Here is a 21,821-nt window from a genome sequence, read left to right as displayed (position 1 = left end):
CCGCCAGCAGCGGGGTGTGCCCCGCGGACATGTTCGTCATGCCGTTGGCGAAAGCCATGCCGACCGGGCCGGCCTTGTCTCCGACTAACAGATCGATGTGGGCGACCTCGTTGCCCTCGCCGATCAATGCTTCTCCGACTAGATACACGATTCCTACCTCATGACGCCTTAATACCCTGATACGTTATAAATTTTGGCGTAATCGTGTCAAGGCCCACAAAAATAGGTTAAGCTACACGAAGACCGTTATAGCCCCGCCAAGTGAAAACAAGCCCGCGAAGACTGTTTCGAGCGCTAAGGCCGCGAAGCTAACGCAAAGACCGCGAAGATATATAAATGAAGGTCATATCATAAATTGAAAAATCGAAAAGCCATTAGACATAAAATAATTATTAAATAAGTCTTCGCGGTCTTGTATTCACTTCGCGGGCTTAAAACAAGTCATCCAGAAAGACAACAGCTATTATACAACACAGCATAAATGTTAAATAATATCCTCGTGTCGCTTCAGGCCCGCTTCGAGTTACTTCGTGGCTGAAATAGTCTTCGAGCGTTCTTATTGAGCCTGGAGAGGCTTTATTCTTTCATGAGGCCCGGGCACTGGTAGTTTCGGGGCATGAGCTTGATAAGAGGCTCTTTAGCGCCCTGGCTGATATAATAGAGCTTGTTATTGCCCTCCCACTCGAAGGTGACGATGCCGTCGTCCAGAAGCTTTTGCATGTACCGGTAGACCAGGCTCTTCTCAATGCCCAGCTTATCGGATAGCCGCTGGTTGGTGATGCCTGGGGTGTCCATCAGCGCGCTAAGTATCTGGCGGCTGGAGTCGCTCCTCAGGTAAGATGCGATGAGCTTCTCCCGGTCGTCGTAGGTGTGCGAGTTCACGAAAATGCGGTTGAACTTGCCGATCTTCCGGAGCACGATGCGGCCCTCGGCCTCGAGGCACTGGACGTAATAGCGGACGGTGCCGATGTTCATGTATTCATCCCTGGCCAGCTCGGGCGCCGTGCAGCCCGGGTTGTCCGTAATATAGGTAAATACTTCGCGCTTATTTGGATTATTGCTCTTCCTGGTGCGGCGGACGACGAATACCGCCGCTCCGAACGAGGCGATGGCGCCGATCAGTATCCCCGGCAGGGCGTAGAGCTGTATCCACAGGGGCAACTGAAAAAACGAGACGGCGCTGTCGGCTCCGCCTGTATCGGCCCCGGCCATCTGCTCGGGCGTCCCGATGCCGACTTCATTCGCGCTCGAGTTATGGGGTACCACGACGTAGCCGCCGTTGCCGGCGGCAGTATGGGGCCTCACAATTTCCAGCAGCAGGAAATATGCCAGTACGCAGGCTACGATAAGCACCATTGCGACGGCTGCAAGCCTTAAAGCTCCCCGCTTCCCGGCCATGCTAAGAGGATACTGCTCAGGTTGTTATTTAATCTTTTCCTGCCCCGCAGAAACCGGGATTCCGGCGAGCGTGCCCTCCTTCAGCCGTTTCACAAAGCCCAGGGTCTCGCCCGGGCCCGCCCCCCTCGCAACCATGGCCACGATGGCGCTCCCCACGATGGCGCCATCGGCGCCCATGCCGATGATATCCCGCACGTGCTCCGGCCCCGAGATGCCGAAGCCGACGGCGACGGGCGTGCCGTTCGAGCACTCGACGGCGCGGGCGACCGATGCGCCCAGCCCCTTTGCCAGGTCACGGCGGGCGCCGGTGACGCCCATGCTGGAGACCAGGTATACGAAGCCCGAGGCGTTCTCCATTATCATCCGCATGCGGGCCGGGGGAGTGTTCGGCGTCACGATGTGGATGTAGTCGACGCCGTTCGCCCGGCAGGCATCACGGAGCCGGCCGCTCTCCTCGAAGGGCAGGTCGGCGACGATGAGGCCGCCGACGCCCGAGTCCTTGCAGTCGGCCGCGAACTTCTCCACGCCCCTCTGTAGCACGATGTTATAGTATGTGAGATATACGACGGGCACTTTTTTATCGAGCCTCTTCGAGAGCTCGAACGCCAGGTCCGTGTTCATGCCCGCCTTCAGCGCCCGGTCCACGGCCGCCTGGATGACCGGGCCGTCGGCGATCGGGTCGGAGAAGGGGACGCCCAGCTCGAGGACGTCGACGCTTCCGGAGTCGATGAGCGCCTGGGCCAGGATGAAGGACTCCTCGGGCGACGGGTCGCCTAAAGTAATATACGCGAGCAGGGCGCCCTCGCCCTTTTCCTTCAGCTCCGAGAACTTTTCGTCCAGCCTCAGAGCGACACCCCCATGTGCTTAGCCACCGTTTCGACGTCCTTATCTCCCCTGCCCGAGAGGTTGATGACCACGACGGATCTTTTATTGAAGTCTCCGCGGTTCTTCATGGCCCAGGCCACGGCGTGCGCCGACTCCAGCGCCGGCAGGATGCCCTCCACCATGCCCAGCTCCTGAAAAGCGGCGAGGGCCTCGTCGTCCGTGGCGTAGCTGTACTCCGCCCGGCCCACGTCGCGCAGTAAGGCGTGCTCTGGCCCCACGGCCGCATAATCTAATCCTGCCGAGACGCTGTGCGTGTCGAGGATCTGGCCATAGCGGTCCTGGAGGATGTAGGTGTAGGAGCCGTGTAGCACGCCCTTCTTTCCCGTCTGGAAGCGGGCCGCGTGTTTTTTTGTGGAAATGCCGCAGCCCCCGGCCTCCACCCCGATAAGCCGCACCCCTTCGTCGTCGATGAAGCCGGAAAAGATGCCGATGGCGTTGCTTCCGCCGCCCACGCATGCCACGACGGCGTCGGGGAGCCTGCCCTCTTTATCTAATATCTGCTCCCGCGCCTCCCGGCCGATGACGCTCTGGAAGTCCTTGACGATGGCCGGATACGGGTGGGGCCCGTAGGCCGTGCCGAACAGATAGTGAGTGTCGTCCAGGCAGGTGACCCAGGAGCGCATTGCCTCGCTGATGGCATCCTTCAACGTTCGCGTACCGTTCTTCACGGCGACCACTTCGGCGCCCAGGAGCCGCATGCGGAACACGTTCATCTTCTGGCGCTGGATGTCCACCTCCCCCATGTAGATGGTGCACTTCATGCCCAGCGCCCGGGCGGCAGTGGCCGTGGCCACGCCGTGCTGGCCCGCCCCCGTCTCGGCGATGAGCCTCGTCTTGCCCATCCGCTTCGCCAGTAATGCCTGGCCCATGGTGTTGTTGATCTTGTGGGCGCCGGTGAACGCCTGGTCCTCCCTTTTTAGATAAATGTTAAAGCCGTACTTCGCGCTCATGTTCTTCGCGGGCGTCAGCGGCGTGGGCCTGCCCACGTACTCCCGCAGGTAAGCTTCCAGCTCGCCGCGGAACGACAGGTCGTCCTTATACCGAAGGTATGCCGCCTCCACTTCCTGAAGGGCGGGCACCAGCATCTCGGGCACGTAGGTGCCCCCGTACTCGCCGTACCGGCTACTGATGGCCATCGGAGGCCTCCTTCGCGTTCTCGATAAATGCGGTGACGAGCCGGATGTCCTTGGCCCGGCCCTCGCCCTCGACGCCGCTGGCCACGTCCACGGCGTATGGCCGGACCTCCCGGACGGCGGAGGCCACGTTTTTGGGGTTCAGCCCCCCGGCGAGTATCACGGGCTTTTTCACGGCAGCGACGATCCTCTTAGAGATAGCCCAGTCGTGGATCGCCCCGCTGCCCCCGCGGTTCGGGGACGCGGTGTCCAGCAGGATGGCATCGGCCACCTTCTCGTATTCCAGGGCCTTCTCCATCTCCCGGCCCTCGCCCACGTGGACCGCCTTGACGATGCACGTCCCCGGCAGCGCCTTCTTTATTTCAGATACCATTTCGGGCGGCTCGTCGCCCTGGAGCTGTATGGCCCCGGGGCGGATGGCGTGCGCCGCATCCACTGCCTCGCCCACGGTGGATGGCATCATCACGATGACCGGCCTCACGGCCGGGGGCAGCGTCTTCGCGATCGCCCGGGCCTGCTCGACTGTAATGCGCCGCGGCGACCGGGCCAGGAGCATCCCCACGGCGTCCGCGCCCGCCTCGGCGCACTTCATGGCGTCCTCCGGCGTGCAGACGCCGCAGATCTTTACTTTCACGTGCCGGCCTCCGAGCACGAATATTCAATATATTCCATCAGCTTATCGTAGGCCGCGCCGGAGATGACCTTTTCCGCCGCGACGTCCAGGGCTTCCGGCAGCGTCGGCGCGCCGCCTCCCACGTAGATGCCGCACGCCGCGTTGAGAAGCACGATGTCGAGCTTCGGCCCGCGGGCGCCCCGGAGGATGTCGAGCGTCGTGGCGGCGTTCGCCTTCGCGCCCCCTCCCCCCAGGTCTTCTACGCTCGCCTTTTTGATGCCCAGGCTTTCGGGCGTCAGGGTGTACGGGCGGACCGTGCCGTCCCTTAATTCACAGGCGTATGTCGGCCCGAACGTGGAGGCCTCGTCGAGGCCCCCGGCGCCGTGGACGACCAGCGCCCTCTCGACGCCTAAATTGCTCAGTACCCGGGCGATGGGCACGACCAGGCCCCGGTCGTAGACGCCCATGACCTGGGCCCGCGCCGAGGCCGGGTTCGTCAGCGGCCCCAGCAGGTTGAACACCGTGCGGATGCCGAGCTCTTTCCTGGGGCCGAGCGCGTGGCGCATGGCCCCGTGGAAGGCCGGGGCGTACATGAAGCCGAAGCCGATGTCCTCGATCATCCGCTTCACGGCGGCCGGGGCCAGCTCTATGCGGGCGCCGAGGGCCTCGAGCACGTCTGCGCTGCCCGACTTCGACGTGACCGACCGGTTCCCGTGCTTGGCGACGGGTATGCCGGCCGCCGCCACGACGAAGGAGGCCGCGGTGCTTATGTTAAAAGTCTTGATGGCGTCTCCTCCGGTGCCGCACATGTCCACGAGCGGCCGGCCCACGTCGGGCGTTATGTTTAGGGCGAACTCTCGCATCCCCATGGCGAAGGCGGTCACCTCCTCCACGGAGGCGCCCTTCATGCGCAGCGCCGTCAGGAACCCGCCGATCTGGGAAGGGGTGGCCCGGCCGGACATGATGTGGCGCATGGCGTCGGCGGCCTCCTCCCGGGACAGGTCTTTGCGGTCCACGAGCTTCTGGATGAAAAAGCCCATGTCATGGGCGATCAGCTGCATTCAGACACCCCGGTATAAAAAGTTCTTCAGCAGCACCTTGCCGTAGTCCGTGAGGATCGATTCCGGGTGGAACTGGACGCCCTCGATGGGGTACTCCCGGTGCCGTATGCCCATGATCTCCCCGTCGTCGCTCTTCGCCGTGACCACCAGGCACTCGGGAAGCCCCTCTTTTTTCACGGCGAGAGAGTGGTACCGGGCGGCCGTGATGGTGTCCCGTATGCCGGCGTAGATGCCCCGGCCGTCGTGCCGGATGCAGCTCGACTTGCCGTGTAATGGAGCGCAGGCCCGGGACACGACGCCCCCGAAGGCGATGCCGATGGCCTGGTGGCCCAGGCACACTCCCATGATGGGTATCCGGGGCCCGAGCTCTTTTATTATCTGGACGCAGCTCCCGGAGTCCTCGGGCTTGCCCGGCCCGGGGCTCAGGATGATGCGGTCTGGCGCCTTTTCGAGCACCTCGTCGACGGTGATGGTGTTCGGGACTACCTCGGGGTCGGCCCCGAGTTCGCCGACGTACTGGTACAGGTTATACACGAACGAGTCGATATTGTCGATGATCAGCACTTTCACGCTATTCGCCTCCTTTAAGCGATCTTCCCAGGGCGCCGAGCATGGCCGCCCCCTTATTCATCGATTCCAGGTGCTCCTTCTCGGGCACGGAGTCCATGACGATGCCGGCGCCGGCCTGGACGTACGCCTTCCCGTTCTTCAAAAGAATGGTCCGGATGGCGATGGCCAGGTCGGAGTTCGAGTTAAAGCAGAAGTAGCCCACGCAGCCCGCGTAAAGTCCCCTCCGGCGCCCCTCGAGCTCCTCGATGATCTGCATGGCCCGCGTTTTCGGGGCGCCCGACACCGTGCCGGCCGGGAAAGTAGCCACGAGCACGTCCACGGCGTCCATGTCGTCGCGCAGGTCGCCCACCACGTTGGACACGATATGCTGGACGTGGGAGTACTTCTCCACGGACATGTAGTCATTGACCCTGACGCTGCCGAACTTTGCCACCTTGCCCACGTCGTTCCTCCCCAGGTCGACGAGCATCACGTGCTCGGCCAGCTCCTTGGGGTCTGACTTCATCTCCTGCTCCATGAGCAGGTCCTCCTCCCGGGTCCGGCCGCGCTTCCGTGTGCCGGCGATGGGGCGGACGGTGACTTTCCTGTCCTCGACCTTGACGAGGATCTCGGGGCTGGAGCCCACGATGCCCGTGCCCCCGCACTCGAGGAAATACATGTACGGCGACGGGTTGATCTCCTTGAGGGCCTGGTACAGCGCCACCGGGTCGAAGTCCGCCTCGGCCTCCGCCCGGAGCGAGAGCACGATCTGGAAGGCGTCCCCGTCCAGGATGTACTCCTTCGCCCGCTTCACCATCTCCATATATCGCTCCCGTGGCATGGAGTATGTAAGCTCCAGCTTCACGGCCTCCGACGAGGGCGGCCGGGCCGTCTCGCCGCCGGCCAGTGACCTCTTCATGGCGGCTATGCGGGCCTTTGCCCCTTCGATGTCGCCGGAGAAGTCGTTCGATATCAGGAGCAGCTTTTTTAAGCCGTGATCGTACACGGCCAGGTCCCTCACGAAGGCCAGCTCCGCGTCGGGGCAGCCAAGGTCGTCGCACGCCGAGCAGCCCACGCTGTCGAAGTACCGGATGAAATCGTAGGAGATATACCCGGCGAGCCCCCCGTAGAAGACGGGCAGGGGCGCCTTCTCGTTCACGAAGACGGGGCCCGCGGGCCGGAAGCCGGCCAGCACGTCCTTGAGGAATGCGACGGGGCCCTTTTTGTAGGGTATTTTTTTACCGTTGAGGAGGATGGAGCCGTCCTTGACGGTTATGAGTTCGCCGCCGGCACCGACGAACGAGAACCTGGCGGACTTTTCTCCGAGGTCTGCCGACTCGAACAGGAAGGCGCGGTCTCCATGGCCCTTGAGGCGCAGGTACGCGTCCAGAGGCGTGGCTGACGGCCTGGCCACTTCGATGATCGGCGTGACACACGCCGGCCTCCGGAGGCGTTCCCGTATCGATGCCGGGCTCAGCAGGGGCCGGCTATAGTCGTATTCGAGCATCTACGGCACCCCGTAAACGAGCAAGCTCAGGGCTTTTCCGGGGTCCTTCGACCGCATCAGGGCGCTCCCGACGAGGGCGGCGTCGCAGTATTCGAGCGCCTCCATGAGCTGCTCCCGCGTCCCGATGCCGGACGCGCTGACTACGGTGCCGTCGATGAGCGGCGCCAGGCGGGCCGTCCTGCGGAGGTCGACCTCGAGCGTGTCCTTGTCCCGGTTGTTCACCGCGTACAGCGTGGCCCCGGCGGACCCGGCGCGCTGGATGTCGTCCTCGCCGTGCACTTCCACCAGGGGCTCCATCCCGTAGGACCGGGCTTCGGAGATCATGTCGGAAAGGCAGTCGGGGGAAAAGAAGGAGGCGATCAAAAGTAGGCTGTCGGCGCCGAGGGCGAACGATTCTTTTATCTGGGCGGGATGAAAGAGGAAGTCCTTCCGGAGCACCGGCAGGCCGCAACTGGCCTCTTTCAGGCTGGCGGTCGAGCCCCCGAAGAACCGGGGCTCGGTGAGCACCGATATGCCGCAGGCGCCGTTATTTTTAAAGGAGAGCGCCAGGGACGATACGTCGGCTACCCGTCTCAGCCGGCCCGCGGTGGGCGAGGCCGGCTTGACCTCGGCAATGACAGGGGGCCTTCCGTCCTGTTTTGCCGCCGCAATAAATTCCACGAGGCTTAATGGCCGCCTGTCGGGGCCTGCGTCGCCCTCGTATGGCACGTAGTCGCGCTTGCGGGCCTGGAGTATGTCAGTAAAGTTCAACCGGTTCACCACGTACAACTTTATACTTTGATGTATAAAAACATACATCAAATTATTTATTTATACTTTCCGCATGGCCGGCGAAAACGATGGTAAAAAAAGGGAAAAGTGGAGCCATAAAGGCTCCGGCGCTTTTATTTGGGCTTCTGGATTTCCGGTACGGCGGCCAGCTTTGCCTCATCGTCCTTGACGAACGGCATCCACCAGTTATACTTTTTAAGCAGGACCATGATTGACGGCACTATCACCAGGCGCATCAGCGTCGCGTCCAGGAGGATCGCCATACACAAAACGAAGCCGAACTCCTTCAGCATGATGGTGCTCGACAACATCATGGACCCGAAGGCGGACGCCATCACGAGGCCGCACAGGGTGATGATGGTGCCGGAGGACTCGATGGCGTTCTCGATGGCCGCCTCCTCGCTGAAGCCCTTGTAGACCTCCTCCCGTATGCGCGTCACCAGGAAGATGTCGTAATCGACGCCCAGGCCCATGAGCACGCAGAAAAGGATAATGGGCAGCATCCAGTAGACCGAGGCATGGAGCCAGAACTGGAACACCAGGATGAACACGGCCAGCGTCCAGAACATGCTCATCAGCAGGGTCATGATCAGCCGGGCGGGCGTGAAGACGGACCGGAGCAGGACGAGGAGCACCAGGAATATGCCGATGAGCACGACCGGTATGACCAGGATGTACTTGTCGGTGCACATCTTCTGGTACTCGTAGGAGCCCACCGAGCTACCGCCCAGCAGGAGCGCGGTCCCGGGGTTTTCGGCTTCGTACGCCTTTAGCTCCTGCTTCATGGCGTCGGTGGACCTCTGGGCCTGGTCTGAGAACGGCGAGCCGTTGAACGCCACGTAGATGACCGTGGTGCGCCCGTCGATGCCGGTGCTGTTGTCCATGTAGTTCTGGTAGTACTCCTTTTCGGCGCCTTTGTAGGCCGACAGGTTGTCGTACTCGATGGTCACCCCCTCGGGGCGGGTCATGGAGTACACCTTATCGACGCCTGGCGTGGCCGCGAGCATGGAGGACAGGGCTTCCACCCGGCCCAGGGCGGCGGCCGAGTAGTTCCCGTCCGGCCCCGCCAGGTTCTCCGGAAGCGTGGCGACGACCATGCCCTTTTCGAGTGCTCCGCTGCCGAACTCGCTGTTCATGAGGTCGTAGCCCATCTTGCTGGCGTAGGAGTCCGGCATCATTGAGACGAAGTCGTTGCCCAGCTGGAGGTTCGAGTAGATATAGAGCGCGGGCACGGTGATCAGGAGCGCGATGGCGAATATTACCTTTGAGTGCTTGAGCACTTTATGGGTGATCGCCCGCCAGGCCTTGCCGAGCTTGCCCGGGCCGGACATGTAAAGCTTCTTGGGCCAGAAGAGCCGGTCTCCGGCGATCGTCAGGACGGCGGGCACCAGCGTCAGCGCCACGAGCATGCAGAAGAGCACGGCGCTCGCGGTGCCGATGCCAATGGACCGGAATATGCCGTTGTCGATGAGCATGAGCGAGCTGAAGCCGATCATGGCCGTCGTGCCGCTGGAGGCGATGCTCTTGCCGGCATTTTCCATGGACGAGATGACCGAGGCCTTTATTTCCGCGCCCTTCGAGCGCTCCTCCGCGTAGCGGGAGAGGATGAACACGCAGTAGTCCGTGCCCGCCCCCAGCATGATCACCACCATGAAGGTCATGACCAGGTAGAACACATCGATCTGGGTGGTCACGATGCCCATGAAGCCGAACGCCACGACGACCCCGATGCCGGTGATGAGCAGCGGGATGAACGGCGTGAGGAACGAGCGGAAGTAGATGGCCAGGATTATCAGGACGAGCACGATGGTCACCTTGTCGATGTTGTTGACATCGTCCATGGCGGACGCCTTGGTGTCCATGGATATCGCCGTGGAGCCGGTGACGTAGGCCCTGACGCCCGAATAGCGCTCGTCTTTGGCGAGGCCGGCCACGTGGTCCTGGATGGCCTTGACGGAGTCGCTGGCGCCCGTGGACGACTCGAGGTCGCTGGTGGTGACGATGTACAGCGTGACCTTACCGGCGGCCAGGCCGCTGACCACCGAGTCCGGCAGTATCTTCGGGTCATCATAGCCATGGGACGCTTCCCAGCTCCGGGCGAAGTCCTTGAGCTGGTCATCGGTCAGGTTCCTGTCCAGGCTCAGGAGGGCCATGAAGTAGGTGGTGTTAGACGTGAGGTTCAGCTCGTCCAGGGCCTTGCCGATGACGTAATTCTTTATGGTGTCGTTGCTCGCGTTCCGGCCGAGGGCGTATATTTCGGCCAGCGTCCGGTTCTCCGAGGCGTTCAGGTCCTTGCCGGCTTCCCTGAGCACGTATGAGCTGATAACGGAATCATTCGGATTTCTGCCCCAGCCCCAGATCTCCTCCACCGTCTGCCTTTCAGTGGAGTTCAGGCCCTTCTCGGCCTTGCTCAGGACGTAGTTGTCGAAGTTCTGCTCTGTAGCCGAGGGCCCGAGGTTCCAGGCGTCGTGAAGCATGTCGGTCGCGTTCTGCAGGTCCGACGCGCTCATGTTCCTGCCGTCGGCCGAGTCCCTCAGGCTTTCGACCGCCTTGTTCACCACGTAGTTGCCGATGGTGCCATCTGACGGGTTCCTGCCCAGGTAATAGATATCCTCGATGGAGCCTTTATCAACGCCCCCCTGACTCGCCGCCATGCTGATCACCAGGTTATCTATGGCCGTGGAGGACGGCGACGCCCCCAGGTCATAGGCGGCATAGAGCTGCTGCTTCAGGGACGAGTCGGTGATGCCCTGCATGCCGGCCACGGTGTTCACGCAAAAGTCCCTCTCGCCGCCGGGATAGTTCGAGAGTGGAAAATTATTCACTATATTCAGCATCATCGGCCTCTGACTTTCGGGCATGGCGCCGATGAAGCCGGACACATCAGTTGAGCGTATGGAGTTCTGCGCTCGCGTCATCGGCTCTCCTGAGCCGGTGGTCCAGGCGTGATAAAATGCATCGAGGTAGTTAGAGGCCGGGCCGGATAGAGAACTTTTTACCGCCTGATACGCGACCAGGCTGCGGTTTGCGTCATCGAGCGACGAGTCTGTCCCATTATAGGCCTGCACAAAGCTCATCGGGACTCCGAGGATCATGTCCGCGGCGCCTTTGATCTGGTACAGGCCATCGTGGGCCGCGACGATCTGGTCCCGGGCGGAGTACAACCGGGCGCTGGAGTCGACGATCTGCTTGCGGGCCTTGTAGAACTGGTCGTTGGTCTTAGTGACGTTATCCCACAGCCAGTACAGTCCGTTACTGCTGTTGCGGACTTCGTCCGTGGCGTTGTATAGTTTCTTGTTCCCGTCGCTGGTGTTGTCCATGGCGTCGTACAATGAATGGAACAGGTCGGGCGTCATGTTGACGACCGCGTCCCGCTGGATGTTGTAGATGGACGACGTGCCGGTGACGTTGGTGACGTTCGCGTCGGCAAGGACGGCGGCGTCCAGGTCGTCCATGAAGTGCATGGCGGTGGTCTTGTTGTCCGACTGAATGACCACCAGGATATGATTCGAAGAGTTGCCCGGGAACTGCTCGTCGTATTTGTCCTGGGCCGCGATGGCGCCCAGGTCCTTCGGGATGAACCCGGTCGTATCGTATTTCAGGTTTGACGTGAACACGCCCAGTAGAGGAAGAGATACGACGAGCGCCACGATCCATAAGGCGACGAACGCCCACGGGTGCTTCGTGATGATCTCGCCGAACGTCTTGAAGATGGAAACCATGATGATGCCTCTCAGATGTTAAGCTCTATGCCTTTTTCCTTTAGCCCTAATACCTTTACCACGATGTCCTCGGCGGCTTTGACCTTCCTGCCATAGTCCCCGTTCGCTGACCTCTCCGCCGATTCGTGCATGTACGTGAACATGACCAGAAGTAGCTCTGCAGTCTCCCGGGGGTACGGCACCGTGAACATGCCCGATGCGATGCCCTCCTCCAGGACGTCGGTGATGATCGGCACGAACATATCCCGGACCTTCAGCATGTACTTCTGGCGGGATGCCATGTTCTTGTCTGTGTGCAGGAACTCCATGACCTTCCTCTCTCCCATCTGGAAGCTCAGCGACTCTTTAATGATCCGATCGATCTTCTGCATCGTGTCCAGCGAGCCGTCGGCCATGATGCCCTTGACGGCAGGCTCGAGGTGGTCTTTCAGGTAGTGGTCGAGCACGGCGTCCAGGATGTCGTCCTTGGACTTGAAATAATAATAGAAGGTTCCCTGGGCGACGCCGACCTTCTTCACGATGTCGCTCACCGACGTTTCCTCGCAGCCGTTTTCCCTGAAAAGTTCCTCGGCCGTATCGATGAGCTCATTTCGCCTCACTACGGGGTCCTTGGCCACACGCATAATAACACGACGATGTATTGACTGACAGTAAGTCAGTGTAACAACGTTTAAAGTATTTAAGGGTTGCTTTAGGAGAAAAGCGCTTATTCGCTTGGAGTTATTATAAATAATTGGTGCATATGGTGTAAGCTCCGTGCGATTGAAACCATCGTGCTCACAAGTAGTACCAAGGTTACACCAAATTCACTAAAAACTGTTATAATCACCAATTACACCAGGTTTACACCAGGCGGCACCAACTCTTTTTTAATATTAATTGTTATTCCAGATGCTTGAGTTCTTTGGTGCTTGTGTCCGGATGCTTAGCCAGATAGTCCACGGCCTTCTTGTGATGTAAAAGAGTGCAGTCCTTGCAGGTCCACACCGGGTAGCCCCGGCTGCTCTTTATCCACTCGCCCAGCTCCGGGTCCTCGCAGGGATAGAGCGGGCAATAACAGCACGTGCAGTCCTGGCCCTCGAAGTGGCACGGGTAGTACTCGCACTTACCCTTTCCGCAGTTCTCCCGGGGGAACTCGATCCAATAGGGGCCTTCGTCGGAGACGGCGTATACGAACAGGCGGCTCCTGTTGTTCCCGCCCACGAGGGCGTGCTGGCGCTTGATGCCCTCCACGACGCCCTTTTTCACGCACCGGTAGATGCTATGGCCAATGTCCGTCCCGGAGCCCGAGTACTCGAAGTACACGGGGCCGCAGACGTCGGTCTTTAATTCCTCGCTCAGGACGGCGACGGCGTCGGTGGTCGTGCCCGTGAAGTCGAAGCCCATGTCGAAGAGCGCTTTGGACTTTGCTTCGGTCGCCGTTATCACGGCGCTCGCCATGGCGCCCTCGGACATATGGCCATGGACCACTAAAATGACGTTTATGGTGCCCGGCGCCTGGCACGGGTTGCTCACGCCTGCCGTGACGAAGGCCGTCACCTGCCGGTCCCGGACGACGCACAGGTTTTCCATGTAGACTGCCGTTAAAAAGTAAAAGCAGGGGCATTCGACGCCCAGCTTCGAGGCCACCGCGTCCATATAGGCGACGGGCTCGTCGTGGCCGAAGTCTTTGTCGACCTCGTGGTTAATGATGGCTTTGACGCGTCGCCGGCCGCCGTTTATTCCCGTGCTCAGGCCGTCGAAGTCGCCTTTGACGACGAGCGTCTTATCCACAACGTAGTACCTCACTTACGCACCTCGAAATGCTAAAGGCCATTATATCACGGCCGGCCTCAAATAGTTAATCGCAGCCGGCCTCTATGATTGACATGAGCGCTTTCATGTCCAGGCATGGCTCGACGATGCCCGCCAGCTCATCGTATGCGTCCCGGGGCTCGTCACCCGGGGAATAATCGAGGCCTTTTCTCCTGCACGCGTACGATAATAGCGAGTCCGTCAGGCCCCTGTTCTCGAACAGGCCGTGGAGATACGTCCCGATCACCAGGCCCGAGGGGTCCGCGCAGCCGTCGTCCTCGAAAACATGGCTGCACGACGCCGTCTGGCCCATATGGATCTCGTATCCGCTGACCGTCGAGCCCTGCAGCGGGCCCAGGATCGGCCCGTCGCCCGTGACCCGTTTCGTGACCTGGCGCGCGGTCTTCTCATAGGCGTCGAACCTGGTCTCCACTGGCAACAGGCCCAGTCCCCTCAGCGTACCCGCATTATCGCCCTCGATGCCGCTATCGACGACGCGCTCGCCCAGCATCTGGTATCCGCCACAAATGCCGATGACGGGCGTGCCGCCCGCGGCAAGCGCCTTTATTTTTGCGAACATGGGCGAGCCGGAAAGGTCCCTGAGGTCGCTCACGGTATTTTTAGTGCCAGGCAGGATGACGATGTCCGGGTTCCCGAGGTCGCCGCCGAGCGGAACGTACCTGACGCCCGCCACGCGCTCCAGCGGCTCGAAGTCCGTGAAGTTGGAGATGAGCGGGAACCGGATGACAGCGATGTCGATCGGCAACCGGCCTGTTTCTCTTTTATCCTCTATGGAAACGGAGTCCTCCGACGGTATGGACAGGCGCTCGTAGGGGATGATGCCGAGCACGGGAACACCGGTCATTTTTTCCAGCGCCTCGATGCCCGACCTTAGTAAAGACGGGTCGCCCCGGAACTTATTGATGATGATCCCTTTTACGAGCTTCCTGTCCTCTTCCGGGAGCAGCGCGATGGTCCCGTAGAGGCTCGCGAAGACGCCGCCCCGCTCGATGTCGCCGACGAGAATTACGGGCGCTCCGGCCGCCTTAGCCATCCTCGTGTTGGCGATATCCCTGTCGTATAAGTTGATTTCCGCCGCCCCTCCGGCGCCCTCCATGACGATGACGTCGTAGGAGCTCGATAACCGGCCCAGGGCCCCGGTCGCTATGGCCATCATCTCCTCCGTTGTGGTATAGTACTGGCCGACGCTCCGGTCTCCCAGGGGCACGCCAAGCACGATCACCTGGGACGTCATCCCGCCCTTGGGCTTCAGGAGCACGGGGTTCATGTCGGCCGAGGGCTCCGCGCCCGCGGCAAAGGCCTGGACGGCCTGGGCGATGCCGATCTCCTTATTGTCTTTCGTGATCCAGGAGTTGAGGCTCATGTTCTGGGACTTGAAGGGTGCGACGCGATAGCCCCGGTTCTTCAGTATCCGGCACAGGGCGGTCACGATGACGCTCTTCCCGGCATGCGACTGGGTGCCGAGCACGGCGAGCACTTTTGCACGGCCATTGGGAGACATAGCAACTCCGTTTTACTTTATATCGCTAAATTAAACTTGATTTACTATAAAAGCCCTCGCAATATGCATGGATGACGAAGGGTTAACGAGTAATTTTTTATATGAGTAGCACATACTAATCAAAAAAAATTGATTTAAATCAAATTATTTTGAGGTAATATGGTGAAATATAAGGACCTGACCATTATCGTTTCTATCTGTATCGTGGCGGTAGTGCTCGCGCTCTGCGGCTGCACCACCAGCTCGCCGCAGGCGTCGCCTACCCCGGCGCCGACTACAACGGCCGGATTCCCGATGAACGTCACTGATAACTTCGGGAGGGTCATCACGCTCTCCCACGCGCCCGAGCGCATCGTGTCACTATCGCCGGCCAACACCGAGATCCTGTTCGCCCTCGGCGCGGGCAATAAGCTCGTCGGCGGAACGGACTACGACGACTACCCGGCCGAGGCGAAGAACGTTACGCACGTAAGCGGGTTTAGCGGCGTCAGCTACGAGAAGATAGGGAACGCCAGCCCCGACGTGATCTTCGCCGAGGACATCACCAGCGAAGATGCGGTCAATAAGCTGACCAGCATGGGGTATCCTGTCATCATCTTAAAGAACAGCAACATGACGAACATCGAGAAAAATATCCTGCTGATGGGCAAGGTCACCGGCAAGGAGGCCAATGCGACGGCCATTGTCAAGAACATCGACGACCGGATGGCCGCCATCACGGCGAAGGCGGCCAGCCTGAACGATAGCCAGAAGCCCTCCGTCCTGCTCCTGGTCGGGTATGTTCCAGGGGAAAGCATCTACGTTTATGGCTCGAATACATACGGGGATGACCTCATCCGGCAGGCCGGCGGGAAGAATACGGCCGCGAACGTCAACGAGTTCGCGGTGATGAGCTCCGAAGCCATCGCCAGCGCCGACCCGGATTACATCATTGTGCCGGTTGACGGGCTCATGACGACCACGGACAGCTTCAACGCCTTCAAGAACGGCAGCCTGCCGTGGATGGCGAACATGAAGGCCTACAAGAACGGCCACATCATCATGGTGGACGGCAACCTCATGGAGCGCCCCGGCCCCAGGCTTCCGGACGCCGGCCTAGCTATTGCCAGGGCCATCCACCCCGAGCTATTCAGTTAAGGAGCCTCCTGGCTCCCAATAATATTTTTTATAATTTATCATTATTTTTCATTGAGTTTATAGCAAATGTTATTTATTATAAGCGTTAACATCTGCTAGCAAATTCCTCCGGTAATGTTGCAAGGATGACATATTAACGCGTAAACAACTTTCAGGTATGGAGCTACATGTTGGAGAATATGTTTAACCCGGAAAGCGTTGCGATCATTGGCGCTTCGCACGTCAAGGGGAAAGTGGGCAGGGCGGTGCTCGACAACCTCCTGAACGGCTATGAAGGAAAAATATATCCTATTAACCCGAATTCCGACGAGATCGAAGGGCTCAAGTGCTACAAGACCGTGCTCGACGTGCCCGGCCCCATCGACCTGGCGGTCATCGTCATACCCTCCAAGCTCGTGCCCCAGGCCGTGCGGGAATGCGGCGAGAAGGGCATCAAGTACCTGGTCATCATTTCTGCCGGCTTCAAGGAGGTAGGCGTCGAGGGCGCCCGGCTCGAGAACGAGGTCAAGGACATCGCGCGCTCCTATAGCATGCGCATCGTGGGCCCGAACTGCCTGGGCATCCTGAACACGCACACGAAGTGCAACGCCTCCTTCGCCAAGAAGATGCCCCCGGCGGGCAACGTATCCATCATCACCCAGTCCGGTGCCCTGGGCACCGCCATCCTGGACTGGTCTGACGCCACTGGCGTCGGCTTCGACTACTTCGCGAGCCTCGGGAATAAGTCTGACCTGAACGAGATCGACTTCATGGAGGCCTGGAAGAATGACGATAACACGCGGGTGATCCTCGCCTATCTGGAGGGGATCACCGACGGCCGGCGCTTCATCCAGGCGGCCAGGGACGTATCGAAGGCCAAGCCTGTCATCGTGGTCAAGAGCGGCAGGACCAGCGCCGGCGCCCGCGCCGTGTCCTCACACACGGGCAGCCTCGCCGGCTCGGACGCCGCCTACGATTCGGCGTTCATGCAGTCCGGAGTGATCCGGGCGGACACGATGTTCGAGTTCTTCGACATGGCGGGCGGCTTCTCCTGCCAGCCCGTGCCCCGGGGCGACCGCGTCGCCATAATAACCAACGCCGGAGGGCCGGGCATCCTGGCGACGGACTCCTGCGAGCGCTACGGCCTGCGCCTGGCTACTTTATCAAAGGAAACGGTGGACACGCTCAAGACGACCCTGCCGGCGGCGGCGAGCTTCTACAATCCCGTCGACGTGCTGGGCGACGCCAGCGCCCACCTGTACCACTTCGCCCTGGAGACCGTGGTCAGGGACGAAGGCGTGGACGGCATCCTGGTCCTCGCCACGCCACAGGCCATGACCGACCCCGTCGCCATCGCGGATGTCATCGGCGAAATAAAGAAGAAGACGGACAAGCCCATCCTGCCCTGCTTCGTGGGCGGCCTCGTCATGGACGAAGGCGTGCAGGTCCTGAAGCAGCACGGCCTTTACAACTATGACGACCCCGCCAGGGCGGCGTTCACCATGCGGATGATGTCGAAGTACCAGAAGATCAGCCAGCGCGTCTACGTCCCGCCGAAGCGCTTCGACGTCGACATGGAAAAGGTCCGGGGCATCATCGACCATTCCCGCAGCATGGGCATCACCGTTCTGGGCCTGGAGGCTTTACCGGTCCTGGAGGCCTACGGGATACCGACGCTCAAGTACCGGATCGCCTCGAGCGTGGGCGACGCCATGCAGGCGGCCCGCGAGATGGGCTACCCCATCGTGATGAAGATAGTCTCCCCCGACATTATCCACAAGTCGGACGTTGGCGGCGTAAAAGTGGGCATCGGCAGCGACGAGGAGCTGGAGAACGCCTATAACAGAATGATGAAGGACGTGACCCTGGCGGCGCCCCGGTGCCGCATCAGCGGCGTTTTAATCCAGCAGATGGCCACCGGCGGCAAGGAAGTAATTTTAGGCATGAACCGGGACCCCCAGTTCGGCCCGCTGATCATGTTCGGCCTCGGCGGCATCTACGTGGAAGTCCTCAAGGACGTGCAGTTCCGGGTAGCACCCCTCAACGAGAGGGACGCGTACGGGATGATCTACGGCATCAAGACTCACCAGATGCTCGAAGGCACGAGGGGCGAGAAGCCCTCCGACATTGAAAAGCTGGCGGAGTTCTTAGAGCGCCTCTCGCAGCTTGTCACCGACTTCCCGGACATCCTGGAGATGGATATCAACCCGGTCAAGGTCTACGAGAAGGGCCGGGGCTGTCTGGCATTAGACGTCAGGCTGGCCATATCGCCGAAATAAGCTCGTTTTTCTTTAGGGCACGAATAAGGATTTATCCCGCCTTAGCGTAAGTAGGACTAAGGGATGGGTGGCAATTGACGTTTAGCTCAAAGCTTCGCTATACGGTCGCGTCGATCATCATAGTGGCCGCCATACTGGCCATCGTCGTCATACCCTTCTTTAATTCGTCGCTGAGCATCTACGTCTCCGTCCTGGCCATCGCCCTCTCGCTGGCCCTGCAAAAGTACATGGCCAGGCTTCGCCGGCTACTTCGTCCACCTCCATCGCCGATAGGAACGTGATCAAGACGCGCATCTCCATGGCGTTCCTGGAGCGCACCAAAGGCGATCAGGACATCGCCATCGGCGAGAAATGACCACGGGGCGCACGGAGGCACCACGGAGGACACGGTTTAATATTCACCACAGAGGGCACGGAGGGCACGGCGCTCTTTAATATTCACCACGGAGGGCACGGAGGACTTTTATTTCCTGAAGGGGGCTGACGCCGCGCGGAGCGCTCTTGATTACCCCTCGGAGACCCCTTACTTAATTATATTATCAGGAAGCCGTGTCGCCGTGCGTCCGCCGTGCCGAATATTAAAGAGCGCCGTGTTCGCCGTGTCGCCGTGGTGAATAATTAACCGTGTCCTCAGTGGCGCCTCCGTGCGCCCCGTGGTGAACTTTTACTTGATTTTGCTCAGGTACCAGTCCCGGAACTGGATCATCGACCGCCGGCGGTGGCTGACCTCGTTCTTCTGCTCCACGGTCATCTCGCCCACTGGGTACTTGCGATAGGAGAAGATGGGATCGTAGCCGAACCCGTTCCTGCCGGTCTCCTCGGTTAAGATGTCGCCCCACCAGATTCCCGTGAACGTTACCGGCTCCTGCCCGGGAGCACAGTATCCCACGACGGAGCGGAACTCGGCGCGCCGGCCCTCGACGCCTTCCATTAGCTTGAGAATGCCTTTGTTGCCCAGCGTCTTCTGCACGAACGCCGAATAGGGCCCGGGAAAGCCCTTGAGGGCGTCGATGAACAGGCCGGAGTCCTCGACGATGACCTCCTTGTTCAGGGCGTCGGCGCAGTAGCGGGCGCCGTAGGCGGCTATTTTACTTAAATCGTCCTCCTGCAGCTCGGGGTACGTCGTGTCGACCTGCTCCACCTCGAAGTGCTCTTTAAATAAGTCCTTCGCCTCACGGAGCTTGCCCGCGTTGGTCGTGACGAAACAAATAATGGGCCTCAGCATGCTAAAATAAAGTACTTGCGGGCAAAAAAACGTTTCCTAAAGCCAAAATATATGCCCGAATAAATAAATTATCTTTAGATGATTAAAACGTCCAGGGAGTAATATCGTGAAGTGCGAGGTCAAGAACGGGATCTACTGGGTCGGCGCCATAGACTGGAATATGAGGGACTTCCACGGCTACGACACGCCGAAGGGGACTAGCTATAACGCGTACCTCATCGTAGACGAGAAGATCGCGCTCGTGGACACGGTGAAAGGCGGCTTTTCCGAAGAGATGTTCATGGGTATCCGGGAGCACGCGGACCCGGCGAAGGTCGACTACGTCATCGTCAACCACCTGGAAAAGGACCACTCCGGGTCCCTGGAGGACGTCATGGCCGCCGCGAAGGGCGCGCAGATCTACTGCTCGACAAGGGCGAAGGCCGGCCTCGTCGACAAGTACGGCGAGAAATGGCCCATCAACATGGTGAAGACGGGAGACACCCTGAAGCTGGGCAAAAAGACCCTGCGCTTCATCGAAGTGCCCATGATCCACTGGCCCGACAGCATGTTCACCTACGCCGAGGGGGATAAAGTACTGTTATCGAACGACGCGTTCGGCCAGCACCTGGCGACCTCGCAGCGCTTCGAGGACGAGGTGAGGGCGAACGTCCTGTACGACGCACGCGCTTATTACGCGAACATCCTGATGCCGCTGTCCCCTATCATCGCCGAGGCGCTCAAGAAATTACCGGGGCTCAACATCGCGCCCGAGATCATCGCCCCGTCGCACGGGCTCATCTGGCGGAAGGACCCGGGCCGGATCGTCACCGCCTACGCGGCCTGGTCGAGCTTCCGGCCAAAAGCAGAGGCCGTCATCGCCTATAGCTCCATGTGGGGCCTCACCGACATGATGGCGCGGCTCATCGCCTGGGGCATCATGGACGAGGGCGTCGACGTGCGGCTCTACGACATCCACGCCTCGACCCTGGCCTCGATCATGACCGACCTCCTGGAGGCGAAAGCGGTCGTCGTCGGCTCTTCCACACAGAACAACATCATGCTCCACAGCACGGCCGAGTTCATGGCCTACCTGAGGGGCCTGCGGCCGAAGAACAAGATAGCCGCGGCCTTCGGCGCCTACGGGTGGGCCGGCGGGGCCGTGAAGGAGATAGACGACGGCCTCAAGGCCGCCGGCCTGGAGACCATGGAGCCGCTTGCATTTAAACACATCATGACCACGCTCAGCGAGGACGATAAGGCGAAGTGCGTCGAGTTCGGCCGGGGCATCGCGAAAAAGGTCAAAGGAGGCTTACAATGAAGTGGATGTGCAAGGTGTGCGGCTACATTCACGAGGGAGAGGAGCCGCCCGAGGAGTGCCCGCTCTGCGGGGCCCCGAAGTCGGAGTTCGAAAAGGTACCCTAGAGCATTTTCCGCTTCATGGCGGCCACGATCGTGTTCATGACGCCCGGGTCGCCGATTCTGCTCAACGAGGCCAGTGCCTCTTTCCTGACGGCCTCGTCGCCGTCCTCCAGGGCCGCGGATAGCGCGCCCATCGCCCGGCGGTCGCCGAGCTTGCCCAGCGCTTCCGCCGCATGGAGCCGGACGGCGGGATCCTTATCCCGCAAAGCGTCCGATAGAAGGCCTGCCGACCGCCTATCGCCCGTCCGCTTCAGCGATTCTGCGGCCTCAAAGCGGACCGGGTAGTAAATATCATTGAGGCAAATGGCCACGAGCACCGCGGACGCCCGCTCGTCGCCGACCTCGCCCAGCGCCGCGACCGCGTTCAGGCGGATGGAGTCGTCGATGCTGTAGGCCGCCTTTATCAGCCCGTCGATGTCGGGCTCGACCTTCAGGCTGTGGACGTGGCTGATCAGCATTTTCTTGGCGAGGGCGCGTATGCCGGGGTCCGGGTCATTTAATGCTGCGGAGAGCACGTCCATGGAGCGGGGGTCTTTTACTCTTCCGAGCGCGTGCACAACGTCCAGCCGCACCCGGGAGTCCTCGTCGTCGAGGGCCCTGCCCAAAGCGACCACCACCCGGCCGTCAAAAATATCGCCCATCGCCAGGGCCGCCTCTGACCTGACGGTGCTGTCCTTTTTATAGTTCAAGGCATCGATCAGTCCCTCGACGTCGCCCTTCTCCTTCAGCTTTTCCACGTCCGGCCTTCCAAAGCCCTTGATAGCCATTGACCCCGCCCTGCTTGTTTAAGCTGATAGTAAGCGCCGGGGGTTTAAATAAATTTGTTTGATATGGCCGAAAAAATA

Annotated in this window: 20 protein-coding genes; 5 read left to right on the top strand and 15 right to left on the bottom strand. The window is 60.4% G+C overall.

Annotated features, from left to right (window positions below; all coding sequences use genetic code 11):
* From VMC84_RS05260 to VMC84_RS05200, 13 genes are all read right to left on the bottom strand, one after another.
* The coding region (locus VMC84_RS05260; protein WP_325378819.1) for a formaldehyde-activating enzyme at window positions 1–148 on the bottom strand (148 nt) is incomplete at its 3' end.
* Between the two features lie 428 nt (window positions 149–576).
* The gene (locus tag VMC84_RS05255) at window positions 577–1,398 is read right to left on the bottom strand and encodes a winged helix-turn-helix transcriptional regulator (RefSeq protein ID WP_325378811.1); all 822 of its coding nucleotides are present in this window, start codon (window positions 1,396–1,398) and stop codon (window positions 577–579) included.
* Window positions 1,399–1,422: 24 nt separating this feature from the next.
* On the bottom strand, window positions 1,423–2,181 hold the full coding sequence (trpA, locus tag VMC84_RS05250) for a tryptophan synthase subunit alpha (RefSeq protein ID WP_325378817.1): 759 nt from the start codon (window positions 2,179–2,181) through the stop codon (window positions 1,423–1,425).
* A gap of 59 nt (window positions 2,182–2,240) precedes the next feature.
* Window positions 2,241–3,413 carry a tryptophan synthase subunit beta gene (gene trpB, locus VMC84_RS05245; RefSeq protein WP_349256746.1) on the bottom strand — a complete coding sequence of 391 codons (1,173 nt, stop codon included), beginning with the start codon at window positions 3,411–3,413 and terminating at the stop codon, window positions 2,241–2,243.
* Window positions 3,406–4,050 (bottom strand): phosphoribosylanthranilate isomerase, encoded by a 645-nt coding sequence (locus VMC84_RS05240; RefSeq protein ID WP_325378807.1) that lies wholly within the window; start codon window positions 4,048–4,050, stop codon window positions 3,406–3,408. The genes trpB and VMC84_RS05240 overlap by 8 nt, the downstream gene beginning before the upstream one ends.
* Window positions 4,047–5,090, bottom strand: a complete 1,044-nt coding sequence (trpD, locus tag VMC84_RS05235) for an anthranilate phosphoribosyltransferase (protein WP_325378805.1) — start codon at window positions 5,088–5,090, stop codon at window positions 4,047–4,049. The genes VMC84_RS05240 and trpD overlap by 4 nt, the downstream gene beginning before the upstream one ends.
* Window positions 5,091–5,660 (bottom strand): aminodeoxychorismate/anthranilate synthase component II, encoded by a 570-nt coding sequence (locus tag VMC84_RS05230; protein ID WP_325378803.1) that lies wholly within the window; start codon window positions 5,658–5,660, stop codon window positions 5,091–5,093. It lies immediately after the preceding gene.
* Between the two features lies 1 nt (window position 5,661).
* Window positions 5,662–7,146: an anthranilate synthase component I family protein gene (locus VMC84_RS05225; protein ID WP_325378801.1), complete on the bottom strand. Its 1,485-nt coding sequence runs from the start codon at window positions 7,144–7,146 to the stop codon at window positions 5,662–5,664.
* Complete coding sequence (locus tag VMC84_RS05220) at window positions 7,147–7,905, bottom strand: indole-3-glycerol-phosphate synthase (RefSeq protein ID WP_325378799.1); 759 nt, start codon at window positions 7,903–7,905, stop codon at window positions 7,147–7,149.
* Between the two features lie 125 nt (window positions 7,906–8,030).
* A complete protein-coding gene (locus VMC84_RS05215; protein WP_325378797.1) occupies window positions 8,031–11,639 on the bottom strand; it encodes an efflux RND transporter permease subunit in 3,609 nt (1,202 codons plus the stop codon).
* Window positions 11,640–11,650: 11 nt separating this feature from the next.
* Window positions 11,651–12,262 (bottom strand): TetR/AcrR family transcriptional regulator, encoded by a 612-nt coding sequence (locus VMC84_RS05210; RefSeq protein WP_325378795.1) that lies wholly within the window; start codon window positions 12,260–12,262, stop codon window positions 11,651–11,653.
* A 259-nt stretch (window positions 12,263–12,521) separates the two neighbouring features.
* Window positions 12,522–13,427 (bottom strand): adenosylcobinamide amidohydrolase, encoded by a 906-nt coding sequence (locus VMC84_RS05205; protein ID WP_325378793.1) that lies wholly within the window; start codon window positions 13,425–13,427, stop codon window positions 12,522–12,524.
* Between the two features lie 52 nt (window positions 13,428–13,479).
* The gene (locus tag VMC84_RS05200; protein WP_325378791.1) at window positions 13,480–14,955 is read right to left on the bottom strand and encodes a cobyric acid synthase; all 1,476 of its coding nucleotides are present in this window, start codon (window positions 14,953–14,955) and stop codon (window positions 13,480–13,482) included.
* Between the two features lie 159 nt (window positions 14,956–15,114).
* Here VMC84_RS05200 and VMC84_RS05195 point away from each other — a divergent pair, with 159 nt between their 5' ends.
* The 3 genes from VMC84_RS05195 to VMC84_RS05185 all read left to right on the top strand — a co-directional run bounded on the left by VMC84_RS05195 (window position 15,115) and on the right by VMC84_RS05185 (window position 18,631).
* Window positions 15,115–16,092, top strand: coding sequence for an ABC transporter substrate-binding protein (locus VMC84_RS05195; RefSeq protein WP_325378789.1), 978 nt, complete (start codon window positions 15,115–15,117; stop codon window positions 16,090–16,092).
* Between the two features lie 167 nt (window positions 16,093–16,259).
* Window positions 16,260–18,350 (top strand): acetate--CoA ligase alpha subunit, encoded by a 2,091-nt coding sequence (gene acs / locus VMC84_RS05190; protein ID WP_325378787.1) that lies wholly within the window; start codon window positions 16,260–16,262, stop codon window positions 18,348–18,350.
* A gap of 74 nt (window positions 18,351–18,424) precedes the next feature.
* Window positions 18,425–18,631 carry a hypothetical protein gene (locus VMC84_RS05185; protein WP_325378785.1) on the top strand — a complete coding sequence of 69 codons (207 nt, stop codon included), beginning with the start codon at window positions 18,425–18,427 and terminating at the stop codon, window positions 18,629–18,631.
* A gap of 383 nt (window positions 18,632–19,014) precedes the next feature.
* Here the strand turns inward: VMC84_RS05185 and VMC84_RS05180 are convergent, their stop codons facing one another.
* Window positions 19,015–19,575, bottom strand: coding sequence for an XTP/dITP diphosphatase (locus VMC84_RS05180; RefSeq protein WP_325378783.1), 561 nt, complete (start codon window positions 19,573–19,575; stop codon window positions 19,015–19,017).
* A 106-nt stretch (window positions 19,576–19,681) separates the two neighbouring features.
* Between VMC84_RS05180 and VMC84_RS05175 the strand changes: the two genes are divergently transcribed.
* Both VMC84_RS05175 and VMC84_RS05170 read left to right on the top strand, forming a co-directional pair.
* Complete coding sequence (locus tag VMC84_RS05175; protein ID WP_325378781.1) at window positions 19,682–20,875, top strand: FprA family A-type flavoprotein; 1,194 nt, start codon at window positions 19,682–19,684, stop codon at window positions 20,873–20,875.
* Window positions 20,872–20,979: a rubredoxin-like domain-containing protein gene (locus VMC84_RS05170; protein ID WP_325378779.1), complete on the top strand. Its 108-nt coding sequence runs from the start codon at window positions 20,872–20,874 to the stop codon at window positions 20,977–20,979. The genes VMC84_RS05175 and VMC84_RS05170 overlap by 4 nt, the downstream gene beginning before the upstream one ends.
* Here VMC84_RS05170 and VMC84_RS05165 read toward each other — a convergent pair.
* Entirely contained in the window at window positions 20,976–21,743 is a 768-nt protein-coding gene (locus tag VMC84_RS05165; protein WP_325378777.1) for a HEAT repeat domain-containing protein, read from the bottom strand. The genes VMC84_RS05170 and VMC84_RS05165 overlap by 4 nt on opposite strands.
* Between the last annotated feature and the right edge of the window lie 78 nt (window positions 21,744–21,821).

Origin of the sequence: Methanocella sp. (assembly GCF_035506375.1) — an archaeon.
GTDB lineage: Archaea > Halobacteriota > Methanocellia > Methanocellales > Methanocellaceae > Methanocella.
The sequence above is the reverse complement of the archived record's forward strand: the minus strand, read 5'-3'. Positions and strand labels throughout refer to the sequence as shown.